This is a genomic window from Streptomyces sp. NPDC001728 (assembly GCF_040297565.1).
GTDB lineage: Bacteria > Actinomycetota > Actinomycetes > Streptomycetales > Streptomycetaceae > Streptomyces.
On the sequence record NZ_JBEOZK010000028.1, the window covers coordinates 1 to 17,805 of the forward strand.

The 17,805-nt window shown below is 73.5% G+C and carries 16 protein-coding genes; 4 read left to right on the forward strand and 12 right to left on the reverse strand.

What is annotated here, in order from left to right; genetic code table 11:
• Positions 1 to 602: 602 nt before the first annotated feature.
• The gene (trpS, locus tag ABT154_RS30655; RefSeq protein ID WP_351861160.1) at positions 603 to 1,601 is read left to right on the forward strand and encodes a tryptophan--tRNA ligase; all 999 of its coding nucleotides are present in this window, start codon (positions 603 to 605) and stop codon (positions 1,599 to 1,601) included.
• On the opposite strand, the gene ABT154_RS30660 is transcribed toward trpS, so the two are convergent.
• Positions 1,568 to 2,611, reverse strand: a complete 1,044-nt coding sequence (locus ABT154_RS30660) for a GlxA family transcriptional regulator (protein ID WP_351861162.1) — start codon at positions 2,609 to 2,611, stop codon at positions 1,568 to 1,570. The genes trpS and ABT154_RS30660 overlap by 34 nt on opposite strands.
• Positions 2,612 to 2,656: 45 nt before the next feature.
• Here ABT154_RS30660 and ABT154_RS30665 point away from each other — a divergent pair, with 45 nt between their 5' ends.
• Positions 2,657 to 3,268, forward strand: a complete 612-nt coding sequence (locus ABT154_RS30665; RefSeq protein ID WP_351861165.1) for a cysteine hydrolase family protein — start codon at positions 2,657 to 2,659, stop codon at positions 3,266 to 3,268.
• 6 nt (positions 3,269 to 3,274) lie between these two features.
• Here the strand turns inward: ABT154_RS30665 and proC are convergent, their stop codons facing one another.
• The 6 genes from proC to ABT154_RS30695 all read right to left on the reverse strand — a co-directional run bounded on the left by proC (position 3,275) and on the right by ABT154_RS30695 (position 7,979).
• The gene (gene proC / locus ABT154_RS30670; RefSeq protein WP_317877189.1) at positions 3,275 to 4,084 is read right to left on the reverse strand and encodes a pyrroline-5-carboxylate reductase; all 810 of its coding nucleotides are present in this window, start codon (positions 4,082 to 4,084) and stop codon (positions 3,275 to 3,277) included.
• Positions 4,085 to 4,168: 84 nt separating this feature from the next.
• Positions 4,169 to 4,906: an ABC transporter permease gene (locus ABT154_RS30675; RefSeq protein ID WP_351861167.1), complete on the reverse strand. Its 738-nt coding sequence runs from the start codon at positions 4,904 to 4,906 to the stop codon at positions 4,169 to 4,171.
• Positions 4,903 to 5,751 (reverse strand): ABC transporter ATP-binding protein, encoded by an 849-nt coding sequence (locus tag ABT154_RS30680; RefSeq protein WP_351861169.1) that lies wholly within the window; start codon positions 5,749 to 5,751, stop codon positions 4,903 to 4,905. The genes ABT154_RS30675 and ABT154_RS30680 overlap by 4 nt, the downstream gene beginning before the upstream one ends.
• Before the next feature lie 57 nt (positions 5,752 to 5,808).
• Entirely contained in the window at positions 5,809 to 6,900 is a 1,092-nt protein-coding gene (locus tag ABT154_RS30685; RefSeq protein WP_351861171.1) for an NAD(P)/FAD-dependent oxidoreductase, read from the reverse strand.
• A 183-nt stretch (positions 6,901 to 7,083) separates the two neighbouring features.
• Positions 7,084 to 7,629 (reverse strand): hypothetical protein, encoded by a 546-nt coding sequence (locus tag ABT154_RS30690; protein ID WP_502969624.1) that lies wholly within the window; start codon positions 7,627 to 7,629, stop codon positions 7,084 to 7,086.
• 35 nt (positions 7,630 to 7,664) lie between these two features.
• Positions 7,665 to 7,979, reverse strand: coding sequence for a peptidase (locus tag ABT154_RS30695; RefSeq protein WP_502969625.1), 315 nt, complete (start codon positions 7,977 to 7,979; stop codon positions 7,665 to 7,667).
• Positions 7,980 to 8,137: 158 nt separating this feature from the next.
• On the opposite strand from ABT154_RS30695, the gene ABT154_RS30700 reads away from it, so the two are divergent.
• Positions 8,138 to 10,345: a protein kinase domain-containing protein gene (locus ABT154_RS30700; protein WP_351861173.1), complete on the forward strand. Its 2,208-nt coding sequence runs from the start codon at positions 8,138 to 8,140 to the stop codon at positions 10,343 to 10,345.
• A gap of 118 nt (positions 10,346 to 10,463) precedes the next feature.
• Here ABT154_RS30700 and ilvD read toward each other — a convergent pair whose 3' ends face one another.
• The 4 genes from ilvD to ABT154_RS30720 form a co-directional block, all read right to left on the reverse strand.
• A complete protein-coding gene (ilvD, locus tag ABT154_RS30705) occupies positions 10,464 to 12,317 on the reverse strand; it encodes a dihydroxy-acid dehydratase (RefSeq protein ID WP_351861175.1) in 1,854 nt (617 codons plus the stop codon).
• 167 nt (positions 12,318 to 12,484) lie between these two features.
• Positions 12,485 to 13,096, reverse strand: coding sequence for a TetR/AcrR family transcriptional regulator (locus ABT154_RS30710; protein ID WP_351861177.1), 612 nt, complete (start codon positions 13,094 to 13,096; stop codon positions 12,485 to 12,487).
• Positions 13,093 to 13,929 carry a sugar phosphate isomerase/epimerase family protein gene (locus ABT154_RS30715; RefSeq protein ID WP_351861179.1) on the reverse strand — a complete coding sequence of 279 codons (837 nt, stop codon included), beginning with the start codon at positions 13,927 to 13,929 and terminating at the stop codon, positions 13,093 to 13,095. Before ABT154_RS30715 ends, ABT154_RS30710 begins: the two co-directional genes overlap by 4 nt.
• A 157-nt stretch (positions 13,930 to 14,086) precedes the next feature.
• Positions 14,087 to 15,019, reverse strand: a complete 933-nt coding sequence (locus ABT154_RS30720) for a Ppx/GppA family phosphatase (RefSeq protein WP_351861181.1) — start codon at positions 15,017 to 15,019, stop codon at positions 14,087 to 14,089.
• Positions 15,020 to 15,060: 41 nt separating this feature from the next.
• Here ABT154_RS30720 and ABT154_RS30725 point away from each other — a divergent pair, with 41 nt between their 5' ends.
• Positions 15,061 to 15,927, forward strand: coding sequence for a DUF3109 family protein (locus ABT154_RS30725; protein WP_502969626.1), 867 nt, complete (start codon positions 15,061 to 15,063; stop codon positions 15,925 to 15,927).
• Positions 15,928 to 15,955: 28 nt separating this feature from the next.
• Here ABT154_RS30725 and ABT154_RS30730 read toward each other — a convergent pair whose 3' ends face one another.
• Positions 15,956 to 17,728: a BACON domain-containing protein gene (locus ABT154_RS30730; protein ID WP_351861183.1), complete on the reverse strand. Its 1,773-nt coding sequence runs from the start codon at positions 17,726 to 17,728 to the stop codon at positions 15,956 to 15,958.
• Between the last annotated feature and the right edge of the window lie 77 nt (positions 17,729 to 17,805).

Below are 17,805 nucleotides of genomic sequence, written 5' to 3' on the forward strand. Positions count from 1 at the left end.
GGTATCAACTAATCTGGCGTTGATTTTTGGCACGCTGTTGAGTTCTCAAGGAACGGACGCTTCCTTTGTACTCACCCTCTCGGGCTTTCCTCCGGCGCTTCCTTCGTTTCCGACTCTATCAGATCCTTTCGGCGTCTGATTCCCAGTCAGCGGGATTTGCCTTTCCGGCTGTTGGGCCGTTCCGACGAGTGAGACTTTAGCGGATTCCCTGCCTCCGACGCTAATCGGGCGGCTGCGTCCGTAGTTCGAACGCGGATTCCTCATTTCGCAAAAACGCACGGAAAGCAGAACGGCGCGACAAAGCGCCGACGGCTTCTGTGGATCTTGCGGAATGGCTGTCCGGGGCCGACCGGAGTCGGTGCTCACGTCGGACAACTCGGAGAACACTACGGATCCGGTAATCCCGTGTCAACCCGGGGCCTGGGGAGTAGCCTCTCCCCCATGACTACGCGTGCGCACACCACCCAGTGGTGGGCCGCCTGACGGCGGCCCGCACTCGCGCATGCACCACGCGGCCGCCGCTTCGGCGGCCGTTCGCGTATCCCCCTCCGGGAGCCGGGCCGTCGAGGCCGGCGCCCAGGAGAAGAGGGAGAACGAACGCGATGACCAGGATCTTCAGCGGGGTCAAGCCCACCGGGCATCTGACGCTGGGCAACTACCTCGGGGCCGTACGACGGTGGGTCGAGGTCGACCAGCACCGGGCGGAGGGGCTGTTCAGCGTCGTGGACCTGCACGCCCTCACCGTCGAGCACGATCCGGCCCGGGTGCGGAGGCTCAGCCGGCAGGCGGCGACGCTGCTGCTGGCCTCGGGGCTCGATCCGGAGCTGTGCACCTTGTTCGTGCAGAGCCACGTGGACGAGCACGCGAGGCTCTCGTACCTGCTGGAGTGCACGGCCACCGACGGTGAGCTGCGGCGGATGATCCAGTACAAGGAGAAGAGCGTCCAGGCGCGGGCGGCCGGGCAAGGGGTGCGGCTGTCGTTGCTGACGTATCCGGTGCTGATGGCGGCGGACATCCTGGCGCACGGAGCCGACGAGGTGCCGGTGGGTGAGGACCAGACTCAGCACGTGGAGCTGACGCGGGACCTGGCGGTGCGGTTCAACCAGCGGTACGGGCACACGTTCACCGTGCCCCGGGCCACTCGGCCCGAGGTGGCGGCGCGGGTCATGGACCTGCAGGACCCCCACTCGAAGATGGGGAAGTCGCACGCGAACACGGCCGGGATCGTCTATCTGCTCGATGACGCGGAGACCGTGCGGCGGAAGATCATGCGGGCGGTCACCGACAGCGGGAGGGACGTGGAGTACGACCGGGAGGGCAGGCCGGGGATCGCGAACCTGCTCGATCTGCTGGCCGCCGCGACGGGTGGGAAGCCCGAGGTGCTCGCTGATGCGTACGCGTCGTACGGGGCGTTGAAGAGGGATACCGCGGACGCGGTCGTCGAGCTGCTGAGGCCCGTACGGAAGCGGCATGCCGGGCTCGCGGCGGATCCCGGTCATGTGGACCGGGTGCTGCGGGACGGGGCCGAGCGGGCCCGGGGAACGGCGCGGCCCCTGGTGGACCGGGCCTATCGGGCGATCGGGCTGTTGCCCGCCGGGTGACGGAAGGCATTGCGGTAGTCGCGCGGGCTGGTGGCGAGGTGCGAGGCGAAGTGCTGGCGCATCGTGACCTCGCTGCCGAAGCCCGCGCGGCGGGCCACCTCGGGGAGAGGGTGGTCGGTCAGTTCGAGGAGTTTCTGCGCGGCGGCTACGCGCTGGGTGATGAGCCAGTGCAGGGGGGTGGCTCCGGTGGTCGCCTGAAAGTGGCGGGCGAAGGAGCGGGGGGACATGCCGGCACGGGCGGCGAGCGTGGCGACCGTGTGGGGCTCGTCCAGGTGGGCGAGGGCATGGGCGCGGACGGCGGCCAGGGCGTCGGCGTCCCGGTCGGCGCGGGGCGTGGGGTGCTCGATGAACTGGGCCTGGGTGCCCGTACGGAAGGGGGCGGTGACCATCGAGCGGGCAATGGCCGCGGCTGCTTCGGCGCCGTGGGCGGTGCGTACGAGATGGAGGCAGAGGTCGATCCCGGCGGCGGTGCCTGCGGAGGTCCAGACTCCGGTGTCCTCGACGAAGAGGGCGTCCGCCTGGACCTGGGTCCCGGGGTGGCGGGCGGCCAGGGTGGCGGCCAGGTGCCAGTGGGTGACGGCGCGGCGGCCGTCGAGGAGTCCGGCGCGGGCGAGGACGAACGCGCCGGCGCAGAGCGAGGCGACCGGGGTGCCCCTGGTGTGGGCGCGGCGGAGGGCGTCGAGGACGGGGGCCGGGAGGCCGGCGTCGGGGTCCTCGATGCCGGGGACGACGACCAGGTCGGTGGTGGTGAGGGCGTCGAGCCAGTCGAGCGGGCGGTCGGGGGTGAGGGTGAGGCCGCCGCGCAGGGGGATGGGGGTGTCCGGGTCGGCGGCGGCTCTGCGGAGTTCGAAGGGCGGCACGCCCCGGAGGGTGCGGTCGCTGCCCCAGACCTCGGTGATGACGGAGATGTCGAAGGCGCGGACGCCCGGGAAGGAGAGGAGGGCGATGCGCTGGGGGCGGGGCGCGGGGGTCGGCGGCACGTGTGGCAGTAAATCATCGATCGCTGTCATTCATCCCTCTGGGAGTGGGGGCCGCGCGGGGGAAGGATCGTGGGCATGGAGATCGCAGAGAACGCAGCGCTGGTGGTCATCGACGTACAGAAGGGTTTCGAGTTCGACTTCTGGGGGCGCCGGGACAACCCGGGGGCCGAGGGGAACATCGCGGCCCTGATCGATGCCTGGCAGGAGACGGGACGGCCGGTCGTCTTCGTACGGCACGACTCGCCCCGGGCGGGTTCGCCGCTGGAGCCGGGGACCGAGGGGAACGGGTTCAAGGACTTCGTCGAGGAGCGGCGGGGGAAGGGCTCCGGTCCGGAGCTGCTCGTCACGAAGTCGGTGAACTCGGCGTTCTACGGGGAGCCGGATCTGGACGCCTGGCTGAAGGGCGCGGCCCGCGGCGGAGCCGCTGATGGACAGCGTGGGCAGATCGTGATCGTCGGGATCCAGACGAACATGTGCAACGAGACGACGGCCCGGATGGGCGGGAACCTCGGGTACGACGTGCTGTTCCCGCTGGACGCGATGCACACCTTCGACCTGGCGGGGCCGTTCGACTGGACGCAGACGGCGGAGGAGCTGACCCGGGCGACGGCGGTGTCGCTGCACGGTGGGCGGTTCGCCCGGGTCGTGACCACGGAGGACGTGCTGAAGGGCGCGGCCTCGGAGTAGTAGGGGTCAGCTGTTGCCGGAGGCGAGTTCGCGGCTGCGGTCGCGGGCGGCTTCGAGGGCGGCGATGAGGGCGGCCCGGACGCCGTGGTTCTCCAGCTCGCGGATGGCGCTGATGGTGGTGCCGGCCGGGGAGGTGACGGCCTCGCGGAGCTTGACCGGGTGCTCGCCGCTGTCGCGGAGCATCACGGCGGCGCCGATGGCGGCCTGGACGATGAGGTCGTGGGCCTGGGCGCGGGGCAGGCCGAGGAGGATGCCGGCATCGGTCATGGCCTCGACGAGGAAGTAGAAGTACGCGGGGCCCGAGCCGGACAGGGCGGTGGCCGCGTCCTGCTGGGACTCGGGAACGCGGAGGGTCTTGCCGACGCCGCCGAAGATCTCCTCGGTGTGGGCGAGGTGCTCGGGGGTGGCGTGGCTGCCGGCCGAGATGACGGACATGCCCTCGTCCACCAGGACGGGGGTGTTCGGCATGACGCGGACGACGGGGGTGCCGGTGGTCAGGCGGTCCTCGATGAAAGAGGTGGGGATGCCGGCGGCGGCGCTGATGACCAGGCGGTCGGCGGCGACGTGCGGGGCCAACTCGTCGAGGAGGCGGCCCATGTCCTGGGGCTTCACGGCCAGGATGAGGGTGTCGGCGCGCTTGGCGGCCTCGGCGTTGGTGACGGTCTCGACGCCGTAGCGGGCGCGGAGTTCCTCGGCGCGCTCGGCACGGCGGGCGGTGACCAGGAGGTTCGCGGGGCGCCAGCCGGCGCGGATCATGCCGCTGAGGAGCGCTTCACCGATCTTGCCGGTGCCGAGGACTGCGACGGTCTGGGTCATGGCTCTGTTCACCTCGCCGGAGGGGGTACGTGTCGTCATCCTCGCACCGGTGGGCCGGGTGGTGTGGTGGTGTCCGAGGGGCGGTCACGCGGTGCGGCGGCGGAGGGTGGCCGCGCCGAGGACCAGGACGAGGACGGCGCAGCCCGCGACGACGAGGGCGTCGCGGACGAAGTCGCCGGTGATGTCGGGGTGGTGGAGGACCTGGTTCATCCCGTCCACGGCGTACGACATGGGCAGGACGTCCGAGATCGCTTCGAGGGCGGGGGCCATGCGGTCGCGCGGGGTGAAGAGGCCGCAGAGGAGCAGCTGGGGGAAGATCACGGCCGGCATGAACTGGACGGCCTGGAACTCGGAGGCGGCGAAGGCCGAGACGAAGAGGCCGAGGGCGGTGCCGAGGAGGGCGTCGAGGAGGGCGACCAGGAGGAGCAGCCAGGGGGAGCCGATGACGTCGAGGCCGAGGAACCAGACGGCGAGGCCGGTGGCCAGGACGGACTGGAGGACGGCGACGAGTCCGAAGGCGAGGGCGTAGCCGCCGATGAGGTCGGCCTTGCCGAGCGGCATGGCGAGGAGGCGTTCGAGGGTGCCCGAGGTGCGCTCGCGGAGGGTCGCGATGGAGGTCACCAGGAACATCGTGATCAGCGGGAAGATGCCGAGCAGGGAGGCGCCGATGTTGTCGAAGGTGCCCGGGCTCCCGTCGAAGACGTACCGGAGCAGGAAGAGCATCACGCAGGGCACCAGCAGCATCAGGGCGATCGAGCGGGGGTCGTGGCGCAGCTGACGCAGGACGCGGGCGGCGGTGGCGAGGGTGCGTGCGGTGTTCATGTCCGGGGCTCCTCGTGGGCGGCTCGGGCCGCGGCGGCGTCGACCAGGTGGAGGAAGGCCTCCTCGACGGTGTGGGTGTCGTTGTGTCGGCGGAGGTTCTCGGGGGTGTCGTCGGCGAGGAGTTCTCCGTCGCGCAGGAGGAGGAGGCGGTGGCAGCGCTCGGCCTCGTCCATGACGTGCGAGGAGACCAGGAGGGTCGTGCCGCGGTCGGCGGCGATCTGGTGGAAGAGGTTCCAGAGGTCGCGGCGGAGTACGGGGTCGAGGCCGACGGTGGGTTCGTCGAGGACGAGGAGTTCCGGGGTGCCGAGGAGGGCGACGGCGAGGGAGACGCGGCTGCGCTGGCCGCCGGAGAGCCGGCCTGCGAGGGAGTCGGCGTGCGAGGCGAGGTCGACGTCCTCGACGGCCCGGTCGACGGCGACGCGGCGTTCTTGGCGGCGGGCGCGGCCGGGGAGCAGGACGGCGGCGAAGTAGTCGAGGTTCTGGCGGACGGTGAGGTCGTCGTAGACGGAGGGGGCCTGGGTGACGTAGCCGATGCGGGAGCGGAGGGCGGCGTCGCCGGCGGGGCGGCCGAGGACGCGGAGGGTGCCGTCGACCTTGGCCTGGGTGCCGACGACGGCGCGCATGAGGGTGGACTTGCCGCAGCCGGAGGGGCCGAGGAGGCCGGTGATGCGGCCGGCGGGGACGGTGAAGTCGAGGTCGCGCAGGGCGGTGCGGTCGCCGCGTACGACGGTGAGGCCGTGGGCGGTGATGGCGGGGGTGGCCTCTTGGGCCGCGGCGGTGGGCGACGTGGTGGCCCGGGCGTGGCCGGCGGGGTCGGCGGGCTCCCCCGCCGAGTAATTCATCATGTGATGAATACTGCTCCCGGGGGTACCCGTCGTCAAGCACCCGGTGTGCCCCGCCGGTCAGAGGCGGTGGGCCGAGCGGCGGACGAGCCAGGTCGCGCCGCGTACCACCAGCTCCTTGAACACCGCCGCCGGGCGGCCCGTGAGGATGCGGTCGCGGGGCGAGTCGTCCGGGTGGACGAACTGGATGAGTCCGTCACGGCGCCCGAGGCTGACGCACTGGAAGTGGAACCCGAAGTCGAGCGGCTCCGGCTCCTCGCCGCGCAGCTCCCTCTCGATCGACCGCGCCGTGTGGATGCCCGTGGGCAGCGCGGTGGCGCAGGCCATCCGCAGCTCCCCGCCGGTGGCCGCGTGCGGGGCGGCGCCCGCGTCGCCGGGGACGTAGATCTCCGGGTGGGAGACCGAGCGGAGCGAGGAGTCGACGGCTATCCGGCCCGAGGGGGCGAGGGTGAGGCCGGCGGAGGCGGCGAGTTCGGCGTTCGGGACGAGGGAGGCGGCCCAGACGACCACGTCCGAGTCGATCTCGTCGGCGCTGGTGACCCTGCGGCCCTCCTCGACGCGGACCCCTCGCGCCTGGAGGACCCGGTGCACATGGGCCGCGCCGCGCGGGGAGAGCCCGGGGCCGACCCGGCCCCCGGTGAGGAGGCGTACCCCGGTGCCCAGCGGGCGGTACGTCTCCGCCAGCTCGGTGGCCGTCTCGATGCCGGTGAGACCGCCGCCGACGACGGTGACCGTGCCGGGGCGGTCCCGCAGGTGCTTGTGCAGCGCCCCGGCGGACTCCGCCGTGTAGGCGCGGGAGTCCCCGGGCGTGGCGGGCAGACGGGTGCGGCTGCCGAGGGCGTAGACCAGCCGGTCGTACGGGAGGCGGCGGCCGTCGTCGGTGGTGACCAGGCGGGCCGCCGTGTCGATGGCGGTGGCGCGGGCCGGGACGTGTTCGATGCCGGTGCGGTGGAGGAGTCCGGCCAGGGGGTGGGTGACGTCGGGGCGGCCGGCCGCCCGCTCGTGGAGCCGCACCCGCTCGGTGAAGTGGTCGGCGGGGTCGACCAGGGTGACCTGGGCGTGCCGGCCGAGCCGGAGGGCGGTCATGAGGCCCGCGTATCCGGCGCCGAGGACGAGAACGCGGTGGGCGGGGCGGTGCTGTGTCGTCTGCATGCCAAGGGGACGGCGCAGGCCCCGCGAAGTGTGACATCGGCGCGGACAGAATTTCGGGAGCGGTGATTCGGGGGCGGGGGCCGGGGCCGGGCGGGGCGATTCGGGGGCGGTGGGCCGGGAACGGTCGGCCGGGAACGGTCAGCCGGGGCGCGCCGCTTGGCGCGCGGGTTACTTGCGCTTGGGCTACTTACGCTTGGGCTTCTTGCGGGCGGCCGGGTTGCCCGTGCGGGTTCCGCGCCGCTTCTCGAACTGGGCGACGGCCGTCTCGTACTCGGCGCGGCGCAGCTTCTCGCCGGGTGCCTCGACGAAGCAGCGGGCGCAGTAGGCGAGGAGCGAGCCGATGAACCCGATCGCCTTGAGGCTGCGCAGGGACTCCTCGCGGGCCGGGTCGGCGGGCCGGCGGAGGAAGCCCTCCCAGGTCTTGCGGAAGGCGATGGCGCTGCAGACCGCGAACATGACGACGACCAGCATGTTGACGATGCCGCCGACGTCCGCGATCTCCAGGCCCTCGTACGCGAAGCGCAGCACGAAGCAGGCCGCGACGGCGACGGCGAGCGAGCCGGCGGCCATGCCGACGCGGCGCGCCGTGTAATTGCCGTCGTGGTCGACCCAGGTCGTGCCGAAGAAACGGATCTCCTCGGGCTGCGGCCCGGCGGGGGTGCCGCCGGTCGTGCCGCCCGTGCCGCCGGCCGTACGGGGGGTCTGCTCGTCGTCGCTCTGGTCGCTCACGAGGTCGATTATCCCCGGGCCGGCGGAGGAGGGCCTCAGGCGCAGCGCGGTGCGACGAAGCCGTCGCTGCCCGTGTGCACATAGGCGTCGGAGACGTACTCGCCGGGCGCGATGCTGTCCCAGATCCTCGTGGTGCCGTACGGGCCGGTGATCCACTCGCCGTACTTCTGGCAGGTGATCGCCACCGTGGCGTCCAGGGGCAGCACCCGCACGATCGCGTACTGGGTGCCCGGGCCCGAGCGCACGTTGACCCGGTAGCCCGGTGCGACCGTGTAGCGCGAAGCGGCCATCGCCGTCACCGCGCTCGGCGCGGCGGCGTCCTCCGTCGTCTTCTTCTTGTCCGTGTCCATCTGGTCCTCCCCCGTTGGCGCAAAAGCACTCCGCTGAGTTTCACTCTCCGCGACGCGCAGGCTAGCAAGCCGCACCGACATCGCGGGGGTCATGGACTAGGCTCCGTCGGGTCGCGCACGTGCGCGCGAGGTGACGGGCAACCACACGGGGGTGGGCGATGCCGCCGCTGCGAAACACCGGTGCCGACCGGGAAGCGGAGGGGCCCGAGTACGCGGGCGACTACCGCCTCCAGGCATGCCTGGGCGCCGGTGGCATGGGGGTCGTGCACCTCGCCGCCTCGGCCTCGGGGCTACGGCTCGCGGTCAAGGTCGTGCACGCACGGTATGCGGAGGACCCCGAGTTCAGGGCGCGTTTCCGCCAGGAGGTCGCCGCCGCCCGCCGGGTCAGCGGGGCCTTCACCGCGCCGGTCGTCGACGCCGACCCCGATGCCGTACGCCCGTGGATGGCCACCCTCTACGTCCCCGGGCCCACCCTCTCCGACCAGGTGAAACGGAACGGCCCGCTGGCCCCCGCCGAGCTGCGCAGGCTCACCGCGGGACTCGCCGAGGCCCTCCGCGACATCCATCGCGCCGGGGTCGTCCACCGCGACCTCAAGCCCAGCAACGTCCTGCTCACCGACACCGGCCCCAAGGTCATCGACTTCGGCATCTCGCGGCCCGTCGACAGCGATCTGCACACCGAGACGGGCAAGCTCATCGGCTCGCCGCCGTTCATGGCGCCCGAGCAGTTCCAGCGGCCGAGGGAGGTCGGTCCCGCGGCGGACGTGTTCGCGCTGGGCTCCGTGCTCGTGCACGCGTCGACCGGGCACGGCCCCTTCGACTCCGACAGCCCGTACATCGTGGCGTACCAGGTGGTCCACGACGAGCCGGACCTGACGGGTGTGCCCGCGGACCTCGCGCCGCTCGTCGCGCGCTGCCTCGCCAAGGACCCCGCCGGGCGGCCGACGCCGGCCGAGATCATGTCGGCGCTGCTGCCGCCCTCGTACGCGGCGGAGGCCTTCATACCGGCGCAGCGGCGGCGGCCCGCCCTGCCGGACGGCCGGGACGACGAGTCCGGCCCCACGCCCGCGTGGGACGCGGACACACCGGTCCGGGCCACCGCGCCGGCCCCGCCCCGACGGCGTCCGCGCCCCGGCCGGGACCGCGCCGACGGGACATCCGGCCGCACGGGCCTCGGCAGGGTACGGCTCCGGCCGACGCTCGCCGTCGTCGCCGCGCTCGCGCTGGCCGGGGCCGGGCTGTACGCGGCGCTGACCCCGCCGGCGGGCGGGACCCCCGAGCCGCCCGCCCGTCCGGCCGAGGTCGGCACCGCCTTCGCCGGCTGGCACACCGGGCTCCAGAAGCACGGCCCCACCGCCGCTCCCGCCTGCGCGTACGGCGGCGGCGCCCTGTACTGCGCGGCCCGGGGCATCGGCCTGGCCCGGCTCGACCCCGTCACGGGGCGGGTCCTCTGGTCGCGGACCACTCCCGTCGAGGGCGACTCCCCGAAGCCGCCCCTCTTCCTCGCCGACGGTCTGGTCGGCGCCTCCACGCCGACCGGGCCCCTGCGGGCGTACGCGGCCGAGGGCGGCGTCCCCGGCTGGACCGCCGACGCGGACCTCCCCGAGCTGTACCGGACGGCCGGTTCCGCCGTCGTGCTGTCCGACGGGCAGGGCGGGACGCGGGCCGTCGACGGCCGCACCGGGAAGGAACTCTGGCGGCACGGTCTTGCCGGCTTCGGAGCCGCGCGGCTCGGGCCGTACGACGCCCCGACCGGGCTGATGACCGTGTCCGAGATCTCGGCCGACGGCACGCACACGCGCGTGGCCACGCTCCGGCCGAGGACCGGCGAGCTGGTCCGGCAGCGGAACCTGGAGGGCGACCTCGACCCGCTGGGCCTCACCGGGGACGGCGCCGTGCTCCTCGCCTCCCGCTACCAGGCGCTGTTCGACGCCCTGGTCCTGCTGGACCCCGAGAGCGGTTCCGTGCGCCGGCTCGCGCTGCCCTACCGGATCGACATCCGGGGCGTCGCCGTGCGCGGCGCGGTCGTCCACGTCCTCGACGCGGACGGGCACCTCACCGCCTTCGACACGGCGGCGCCCAGGGGCCGGGTGCTGTGGGAGCTGGAGACCGGCGCCGGGAACGTGTCCGCGCCGGTCCTCGGCCCCGGCGACCGGTTGTACTTCGCCGCCCAGGACGGACGGCTGCTCGCCGTGGACACCGCGCGCGGGGCGCTGATCGGCCAGACCAGGCCCCGGCTCACGAACGGGCGGATGGAGTACGCGCCCCTCGTGCCCGTACCGCTGGTGGTCGGGGACCGGGTGTTCGGCACGGCCCCGGACGGCTCCGTCTTCGCGGTGGACGCGCGCGATCCCGCGTCCTGGTGACATCGGGCGGCGGCGTGGGGACGACGGCGGCGGGGAGCGGGCGTCTCCGCCCGCTCCCCGCCGCCGTCGTTCGTTCCCGCCCGCTCCGGGTGGGTGTCCGGGCGGGTCTCAGGGCGGGTCAGCCCAGCTTCGTCACGTCGCGGACCGCGCCCTTGTCGGCGCTCGTCGCCATCGCGGCGTACGCGCGGAGGGCCGCCGACACCTTGCGCTGACGGTTCTTCGGCTCGTACACGCCGTTCAGCGCGTCCCGGCGGGCGGCGAGGGTCTCCTCGTCGACGAGCAGCTCGATCGAGCGGTTCGGGATGTCGATGCGGATGCGGTCGCCGTCCTCGACGAGGGCGATGGTGCCGCCCGAGGCGGCCTCCGGCGAGGCGTGGCCGATGGACAGGCCCGAGGTGCCGCCGGAGAAGCGGCCGTCGGTGACGAGGGCGCAGGTCTTGCCCAGGCCCCGGCCCTTGAGGAAGGAGGTCGGGTAGAGCATCTCCTGCATGCCGGGGCCGCCGCGCGGGCCCTCGTAGCGGATGACGACCACGTCGCCGTGGGTGATCTGCTTGTTGAGGATCTTCTCGACGGCCTCGTCCTGCGACTCGCAGACCACGGCCGGGCCCTCGAAGGTCCAGATCGACTCGTCGACGCCTGCGGTCTTCACGACGCAGCCGTCGGCGGCGAGGTTGCCGTGCAGGACGGCGAGGCCGCCGTCCTTCGAGTACGCGTGGGCCGCGTCGCGGATGCAGCCGCTCGCCGCGTCCGCGTCGAGGGTGTCCCAGCGCTCCGACTGGGAGAAGGCGGTCGCCGAGCGGACGCAGCCGGGGGCCGCGTGCCACAGCTCGACGGCCTTCTCCGAGGGGGAGCCGCCGCGCACGTCCCAGGCGTCCAGCCACTCCTTGACTGAGCGGGAGTGGACGGTGTGGACGTCCTCGTTCAGGAGTCCCGCGCGGTAGAGCTCGCCGAGGATGGCCGGGATGCCGCCCGCCCGGTGCACGTCCTCCATGTAGTACGTACGGTCCTTGGCGACGTTCGGGGCGACCTTGGCCAGGCAGGGCACCCGGCGCGAGACCTCGTCCATGTCCGGCAGGCCGTAGTCGAGCTCGGCCTCCTGAGCGGCGGCCAGCAGGTGCAGGATCGTGTTGGTCGAGCCGCCCATGGCGATGTCGAGGGCCATGGCGTTCTCGAAGGCGCCGCGGGTCGCGATCGAGCGCGGCAGGACGGAGGCGTCGTCCTCGTCGTAGTACCGGCGGGTGATGTCGACGACCGTGCGGGCGGCGTCCTCGTACAGCGCCTTGCGGGCGGTGTGGGTGGCGAGGACCGTGCCGTTGCCGGGGAGGGAGAGGCCGATCGCCTCGGTCAGGCAGTTCATCGAGTTGGCGGTGAACATGCCGGAACAGGACCCGCAGGTCGGGCAGGCGTTCTCCTCGATGCGGGAGATGTCCTCGTCCGAGATGTTCGGGTTCACCGCGTCGGAGATCGCGTCGACCAGGTCGAGGGTGCGAACCGAGCCGTCGACGAGGGTGGCGCGGCCGGACTCCATCGGGCCGCCGGAGACGAAGACCGTCGGGATGTCGAGGCGCAGGGCGGCCATCAGCATGCCGGGGGTGATCTTGTCGCAGTTGGAGATGCAGATCAGGGCGTCGGCGCAGTGCGCCTCGACCATGTACTCCACGCTGTCCGCGATCAGGTCGCGGGAGGGGAGCGAGTACAGCATGCCGCCGTGGCCCATCGCGATGCCGTCGTCGACGGCGATCGTGTTGAACTCGCGGGCGATGCCGCCGGCGGCCGTGATGGCCTCGGAGACGATCCGGCCGACGGGCTGGAGGTGGGTGTGGCCGGGGACGAACTCCGTGAAGGAGTTGGCGACCGCGATGATCGGCTTCCGGCCGATGTCCGCGCCGGGTACACCGGAGGCGCGCATCAGGGCGCGTGCGCCCGCCATGTTGCGGCCGTGGGTGACTGTGCGGGACCTCAGCTCGGGCATCGTCGCTCGCTCCTCGTGAAGGGTGTGCTTGCCGTCGAGCGTACGCCGACGGACCACGATCTGGACAGTGCGTCCGCATGGCGGACCGGGTGTTCAGTTGCCGGTCCGGGCTCGGCCCGGCGGACCGGGCTCGGCCGGGGCGCGCGGTACGGGCCTCCGGCCGGTGTTCAGGCCTCGGTCAGGTAGCGCTGGAGCGTCGGGGCCACCTGGGCCACGATGTCCTCCGGGTCCGCCGAGGCCATCGGCTCGACCTGGATCACGTACCGCATGATCGCGATCCCGATCATGTGGGAGGCCGCGAGCTCCGCCCGGAACTTCGGATCCGGTACGTCGAGCTCGGCCGCGATCCGTTCGAGCAGCCGCCGCAGCACGAACGCCCGCAGCACCTTCGCCGCCGCCTCGTGGGTCAGCGCCGAGCGCACCACCGCGAGCAGCGGAGCGCGGCTGGCCGGATTCTCCCAGACGCCGATGAAGAAGCGCGCGAGCCGCTCCCCGATCGCCTCGCGGGGGCCGCCGACGATCGCCGGGACCACCGTCGCCGCTTCGAAGGAGACCTCGATGGAAGCGGCGAAGACCTCGTCCTTCGTCCCGAAGTAGTGGTGGACGAGCGCCGGGTCCACCCCGGCCGCCTTGGCGATGCCACGCACCGAGGTCTGGTCGTAACCCCGCTCGGCGAACTGGGCGCGGGCCGCCTCCAGGATGCGTTCGCGGGTGCCCGGTCCGCTCTCCTCGCCGGTACGGGAGGGGCGGCCTCGCCGGCGCGGGGCCGGTGCGGTCACGGTCGCGGCACCCGGGAGGGGCGGGGGGCCGCCGACGCGAGGTGGAGCCTTGTGAACGCCAGGGCCTCCGCGAGGTCGGCCTCGCGTTCGGCGGCCGACATCGCGCGGCGGGTGTTGACCTCGATGACGACATGGCCGTCGAAGCCGGTGAGCGCCAGCCGCTCCAGGAGTTCGGCGCAGGGCTGGGTGCCGCGCCCCGGGACCAGGTGCTCGTCCTTGGCCGAGCCCTTGCCGTCGGCGAGGTGGACGTGACCGAGCCGGTCGCCCATGCGGTCGATCATCGCGAGGGCGTCGGTACGGGCGGTCGCGGTGTGCGAGAGGTCGACGGTGAAGTGCCGGTAGTCGCCCTTGGTGACGTCCCACTCGGGGGCGTACGCGAGCATCTCGCGGTCCTTGTACCGCCAGGGGTACATGTTCTCGACGGCGAACCGCACGTCCGTCTCGTCGGCCATCCGCCAGATGCCGGTGACGAAGTCCTTGGCGTACTGGCGCTGCCAGCGGAACGGCGGGTGGACGACGACCGTCGACGCACCGAGCCGCTCGGCCGCCGCCTGGGCGCGCTGGAGCTTGGTCCAGGGATCGGTGGACCAGACGCGCTGGGTGATGAGGAGGCAGGGGGCGTGCACGGCCAGGATCGGGACCTGGTGGTAGTCGGAGAGGCGGCGGAGCGCCTCGATGTCCTGGCTGACCGGATCGGTCCACACCATGACCTCGACACCGTCGTAACCGAGGCGCGCGGCGATCTCGAAGGCCGTCGCCGTCGACTCCGGATAGACCGAGGCCGTCGACAGGGCGACCTTCGCATCCGGGATGCGCACCACTGGTTCTGCCACGGGGACAGGGTACGGGGCTGGCCGGGGGGCCGGGGGGTGGTTCAGGTCACGCCGGCGGGCATCCCGCGCGCGCGTGGGATGGGGTTTCCGGCGGGGTGGGGCACGCGCGCGTGGGCGGGGGTCCCTCGGGTTCCGGCGCCGCGCGCGCGTGCCCGGGCTACTCCGTCGGCAGGTGGTCCAAGCGGCGCAGGATGACGCCCTCGCGCAGGGCCCAGGGGCAGATCTCCAGTTCCTCCACCCCGAGCAGGTCCATCGCGCCCTCGGCGACGAGCGCGCCCGCGAGGAGCTGGCCCGCGCGGCCCTCCGAGACGCCCGGCAGGGCCGCGCGCTCGGGGGCGGTCATCGCGGCGAGGCGCGGGACCCACTCCTCCAGGGACTTGCGGGTCAGGATCCGCTGGACGTAGAGGCCCTCCCCCGAGCCGGGGGCGCCGGCGATCCTGGCCAGCTGCTTGAACGTCTTCGAGGTGGCCACGACGTGGTCGGGGCGGCCGGAGCGGCTGAAGTCGCCGACCGTACGCGCGATCTGCGCGCGCACATGGCGGCGGAGGGCCTTCACGTCGGCGGTGTCGGCGGGGTCGCCGGGAAGCCAGCCGGCGGTCAGCCGGCCCGCGCCCAGCGGCAGGGAGACCGCGGTGTCGGGGTCCTCGTCGAGGCCGTACGCGACTTCGAGGGAGCCGCCGCCGATGTCGAGGAGGAGGAGCTTGCCGGCGGACCAGCCGTACCAGCGGCGGGCGGCGAGGAAGGTGAGCCGGGCCTCCTCCCCGCCGGTGAGGACCTGGAGGTCGACCCCGGTCTCGTCCTTCACGCGCGCGAGGACGGCGTCGGCGTTGCTGGCCTCGCGGACCGCCGAGGTCGCGAACGGCAGCACCTCCTCGCAGCCCTTGTCCTCGGCGGCGAGCAGCGCGTCCCTGACGGTCGCGATGAGCCGCTCGACGCCGTGGGGCGCGATGGCGCCCCGCTCGTCGAGGAGCTCGGCGAGCCGCAGCTCCGCCTTGTGGGAATGGGCGGGCAGCGGCCGGGCGCCGGGGTGGGCGTCCACCACCAGGAGGTGCACTGTGTTCGAACCGACGTCGAGGACTCCGAGTCTCATGGGCGGAACGCTACTGCGCCCGCCCGCATACGCTTGGACCTGTGCCAAAGACGAAGAAGGCGAAGCCGGGCAAAGACCGCGGTGGCGACACGGACGTGACGGGCGTGAAGGCCGGCAAGGGCGTGAAGAGCGGCAAGAAGCGGGGCAAGGGCGTGGAGCAGGACGAGAAGGGGCTCGACTTCGCGCGCGCGTGGGTCGAGTTTCCCGACCCCGCCGACGAGGAGCAGGTCTTCCGCTGCGACCTGACCTGGCTGACCTCGCGCTGGACGTGCATCTTCGGCAGCGGCTGCCAGGGCATCCAGGCGGGCCGGGCCGACGACGGCTGCTGCACGCTCGGCGCGCACTTCTCCGACGAGGACGACGAGAAGCGGGTCGCCGGGCACGTGGCCCGGCTGACGCCCGACCTGTGGCAGTTCCACGACGTCGGTACCGAGTCGGGCTGGACCCAGCTCGACGAGGACGGTGACCGGCAGACCCGCCGCTGGGAGGGGTCCTGCATCTTCCAGAACCGTCCCGGCTTCGCGGGCGGCGCGGGCTGCTCGCTGCACATCCTGGCCCTCAAGGAGGGCAAGGAGCCGCTGGAGACCAAGCCGGACGTCTGCTGGCAGCTGCCGGTGCGGCGCACGTACGACTGGATCGACCGGCCGGACGACACCCGGGTCCTCCAGGTGTCGATCGGCGAGTACGACCGCAGGGGCTGGGGTCCCGGCGGCCACGACCTGCACTGGTGGTGCACCTCGGCCACCTCGGCGCACGGGGCGGGGGAGCCGGTCTATGTGACGTACCGGCCCGAGCTGACCGAGATGATGGGCAAGGAGGCCTACGAGGTGCTGGCCGGGCTGTGCGCGGCGCGGCTCTCCTCGCAGCTGCCGCTGGTGGCCCCGCACCCGGCGGACCCGAAGGCCTGAGGCCGGAGGCCCACGCAGGACGCCCGGCTCAGGATGACGGTGACGGCGGTTCCTCCGTCGTCGGCGGCGGGGTGTTCGGTTCCGTCGTGCCCGGGCCCGTCGTCGGCGGATCCGTCGTGGGCGGCGGGGTGCTCGGCTCCGTGGTCGGCGGGCTCGTCGACGGATCCGTCGTGCCCGGGTCGGTCGTCGGTGGCGGGGTCGTCGGCCCGGTGGTGGGCGGGCTCGTCGGCGGGGTCGTCGGCCGAGTCGTCTTCGGCGGCGGGGTGACCGGGTCGCCGACCGGCGGCACGGCGGTCTCACCGCGCCCGTCGATCCTGACCACCGCGCCCGAGGGGTTCACCCCGATCCGCGCGCTCCAGGCGCCCCGGGGCGCGCGGCCGTGGTCCACGCGGACGGCGATCGTGACCGTCTCGCCGGGGCGGAGCGTGCCCGAGGCCCGGCTCACGTACAGCCAGGGCGCGTCCGTCCACAGCGACCAGTCGACGGGTGAGCCGCCCTCGGCGGTGAGCGTGAGCAGCGTCAGGTCACCGTGGCTCCGGGCGCTCACGGTGATCCAGCCGGGGGCGGGGGCACCGGGCCGGGACGGGCCCGCGGAGCCGGTGGGGCCGCCGGGGCTGAGCACCTCGACGGAGACGTCGGGGGCGCGGCTGCCCCGGGTGAAGCGGGGCTCGGGGGTGGTGCGGGCGTTGCCCGCGTTCTCGTAGTGGTCGTAGGGGCGGCCGTCGGGGCCGTCCTGTTCGTCCCGGTCGCTCGCGCTGATCCGGGCCCCGTCGCGGGCGCCCGCGTCGGCGACCGGGCTGCCCCGGTAGGAGGTCCACAGGGCGAGGACGGGGGCGGCGACCACGGCCGCGACGACGGTGGTGGTGACCGCGCGGGCCCGCATCCGGTCGCGGCGGGCCACATGGTCCTTCGGGTCCATGGGGAATCCGGTCGGCGCGAAGCGCGGGGCGCCGGCACGCGCGCGCGGGACGTGCAGCATCGCCATGTACGCGGCGGCCCGGGGCGCCTCGACGAGCGGCAGTCCGGCCGAGGGCAGGGCCCCGGCGCCGGGCCAGGGGGCGGTGGCGCCCACCCGCTCGGCGGCCTTCCGGCAGCGCGGGCAGTCGTCGACGTGCCGGACGAGTTCGGCGCGCAGGGCGGCCGAGAGGAGCACCTGGTGGTCGCCGGTGAGCCGGGCGACGGTGGGGCAGCTGCCGGTCTCGACGACGGTGAGGGCGGCACGGGTGCGCTCGACCTCGCAGCCTGCGGTGGCGAGGAGTTCGCGGGCGGCGAGCGGGTCGAGGGAGAGCACGGCGGCGACCTGGCGGTGGCTGAGACCATGGCGGACGGCCAGTTCCAGGCCCTCGCGCTGCTCGGGGGTGGTGCCGGCGGCCTCGGGCCAGGCGAGCCTGGCGAGCTCGGCGCGGCGGCGCTCGGCGGTCTCCTCGGGGACCCGGGGCGGCTCGGGCGCGGTGACGGCGGGCCGGCCGGTGTGGGCGCCCTGGCGCCTGCGGCGCTGCTCGCCGAGGCTGCGGAGGCAGGCCCAGCGGGCGAGGGCGTACAGCCAGGCCGTACGGCCGTCCTCGTCGGAGGGGCAGCGGCCGTGGTGTCGGTCGGCGACGGCGAGGACGTCGCCGAGGACGGCGGTGGCCGTGTCGTGGTCGCAGAGCACGGAGAGGCAGTACGTGAAGAGCCCGTCGAGGGCGGCCTCGTAGCGGGCGGGGGGCCGTCGGCCGAGCGTGCGCGGGCTCTGGTCCGCGGCGGAGTGCGCCCGGTGTGCGCCGGTGGTGCGTGCGGGGGATTCCAGCCTGCTGCTCGTCACCGGTCGACCGTAGGCAGCCCGGGGGCGCTCTCCGTACCGGTTGCGGACTTCTCATTCGTACGGGTGAAGCTATCGCT

What these genes read in the sequence shown, in the direction of transcription:
- trpS (WP_351861160.1), top strand. Translation starts at nt 603, where the DNA reads ATGACCAGGATCTTCAGCGGGGTCAAGCCCACCGGGCATCTGACGCTG.
- ABT154_RS30675 (WP_351861167.1), bottom strand. Translation starts at nt 4,906, where the DNA reads ATGAACACCGCACGCACCCTCGCCACCGCCGCCCGCGTCCTGCGTCAG.
- ABT154_RS30665 (WP_351861165.1), top strand. Translation starts at nt 2,657, where the DNA reads ATGGAGATCGCAGAGAACGCAGCGCTGGTGGTCATCGACGTACAGAAG.
- ABT154_RS30660 (WP_351861162.1), bottom strand. Translation starts at nt 2,611, where the DNA reads ATGACAGCGATCGATGATTTACTGCCACACGTGCCGCCGACCCCCGCG.
- ABT154_RS30680 (WP_351861169.1), bottom strand. Translation starts at nt 5,751, where the DNA reads ATGATGAATTACTCGGCGGGGGAGCCCGCCGACCCCGCCGGCCACGCC.
- ABT154_RS30720 (WP_351861181.1), bottom strand. Translation starts at nt 15,019, where the DNA reads ATGAGACTCGGAGTCCTCGACGTCGGTTCGAACACAGTGCACCTCCTG.
- ilvD (WP_351861175.1), bottom strand. Translation starts at nt 12,317, where the DNA reads ATGCCCGAGCTGAGGTCCCGCACAGTCACCCACGGCCGCAACATGGCG.
- proC (WP_317877189.1), bottom strand. Translation starts at nt 4,084, where the DNA reads ATGACCCAGACCGTCGCAGTCCTCGGCACCGGCAAGATCGGTGAAGCG.
- ABT154_RS30685 (WP_351861171.1), bottom strand. Translation starts at nt 6,900, where the DNA reads ATGCAGACGACACAGCACCGCCCCGCCCACCGCGTTCTCGTCCTCGGC.
- ABT154_RS30695 (WP_502969625.1), bottom strand. Translation starts at nt 7,979, where the DNA reads ATGGACACGGACAAGAAGAAGACGACGGAGGACGCCGCCGCGCCGAGC.
- ABT154_RS30700 (WP_351861173.1), top strand. Translation starts at nt 8,138, where the DNA reads ATGCCGCCGCTGCGAAACACCGGTGCCGACCGGGAAGCGGAGGGGCCC.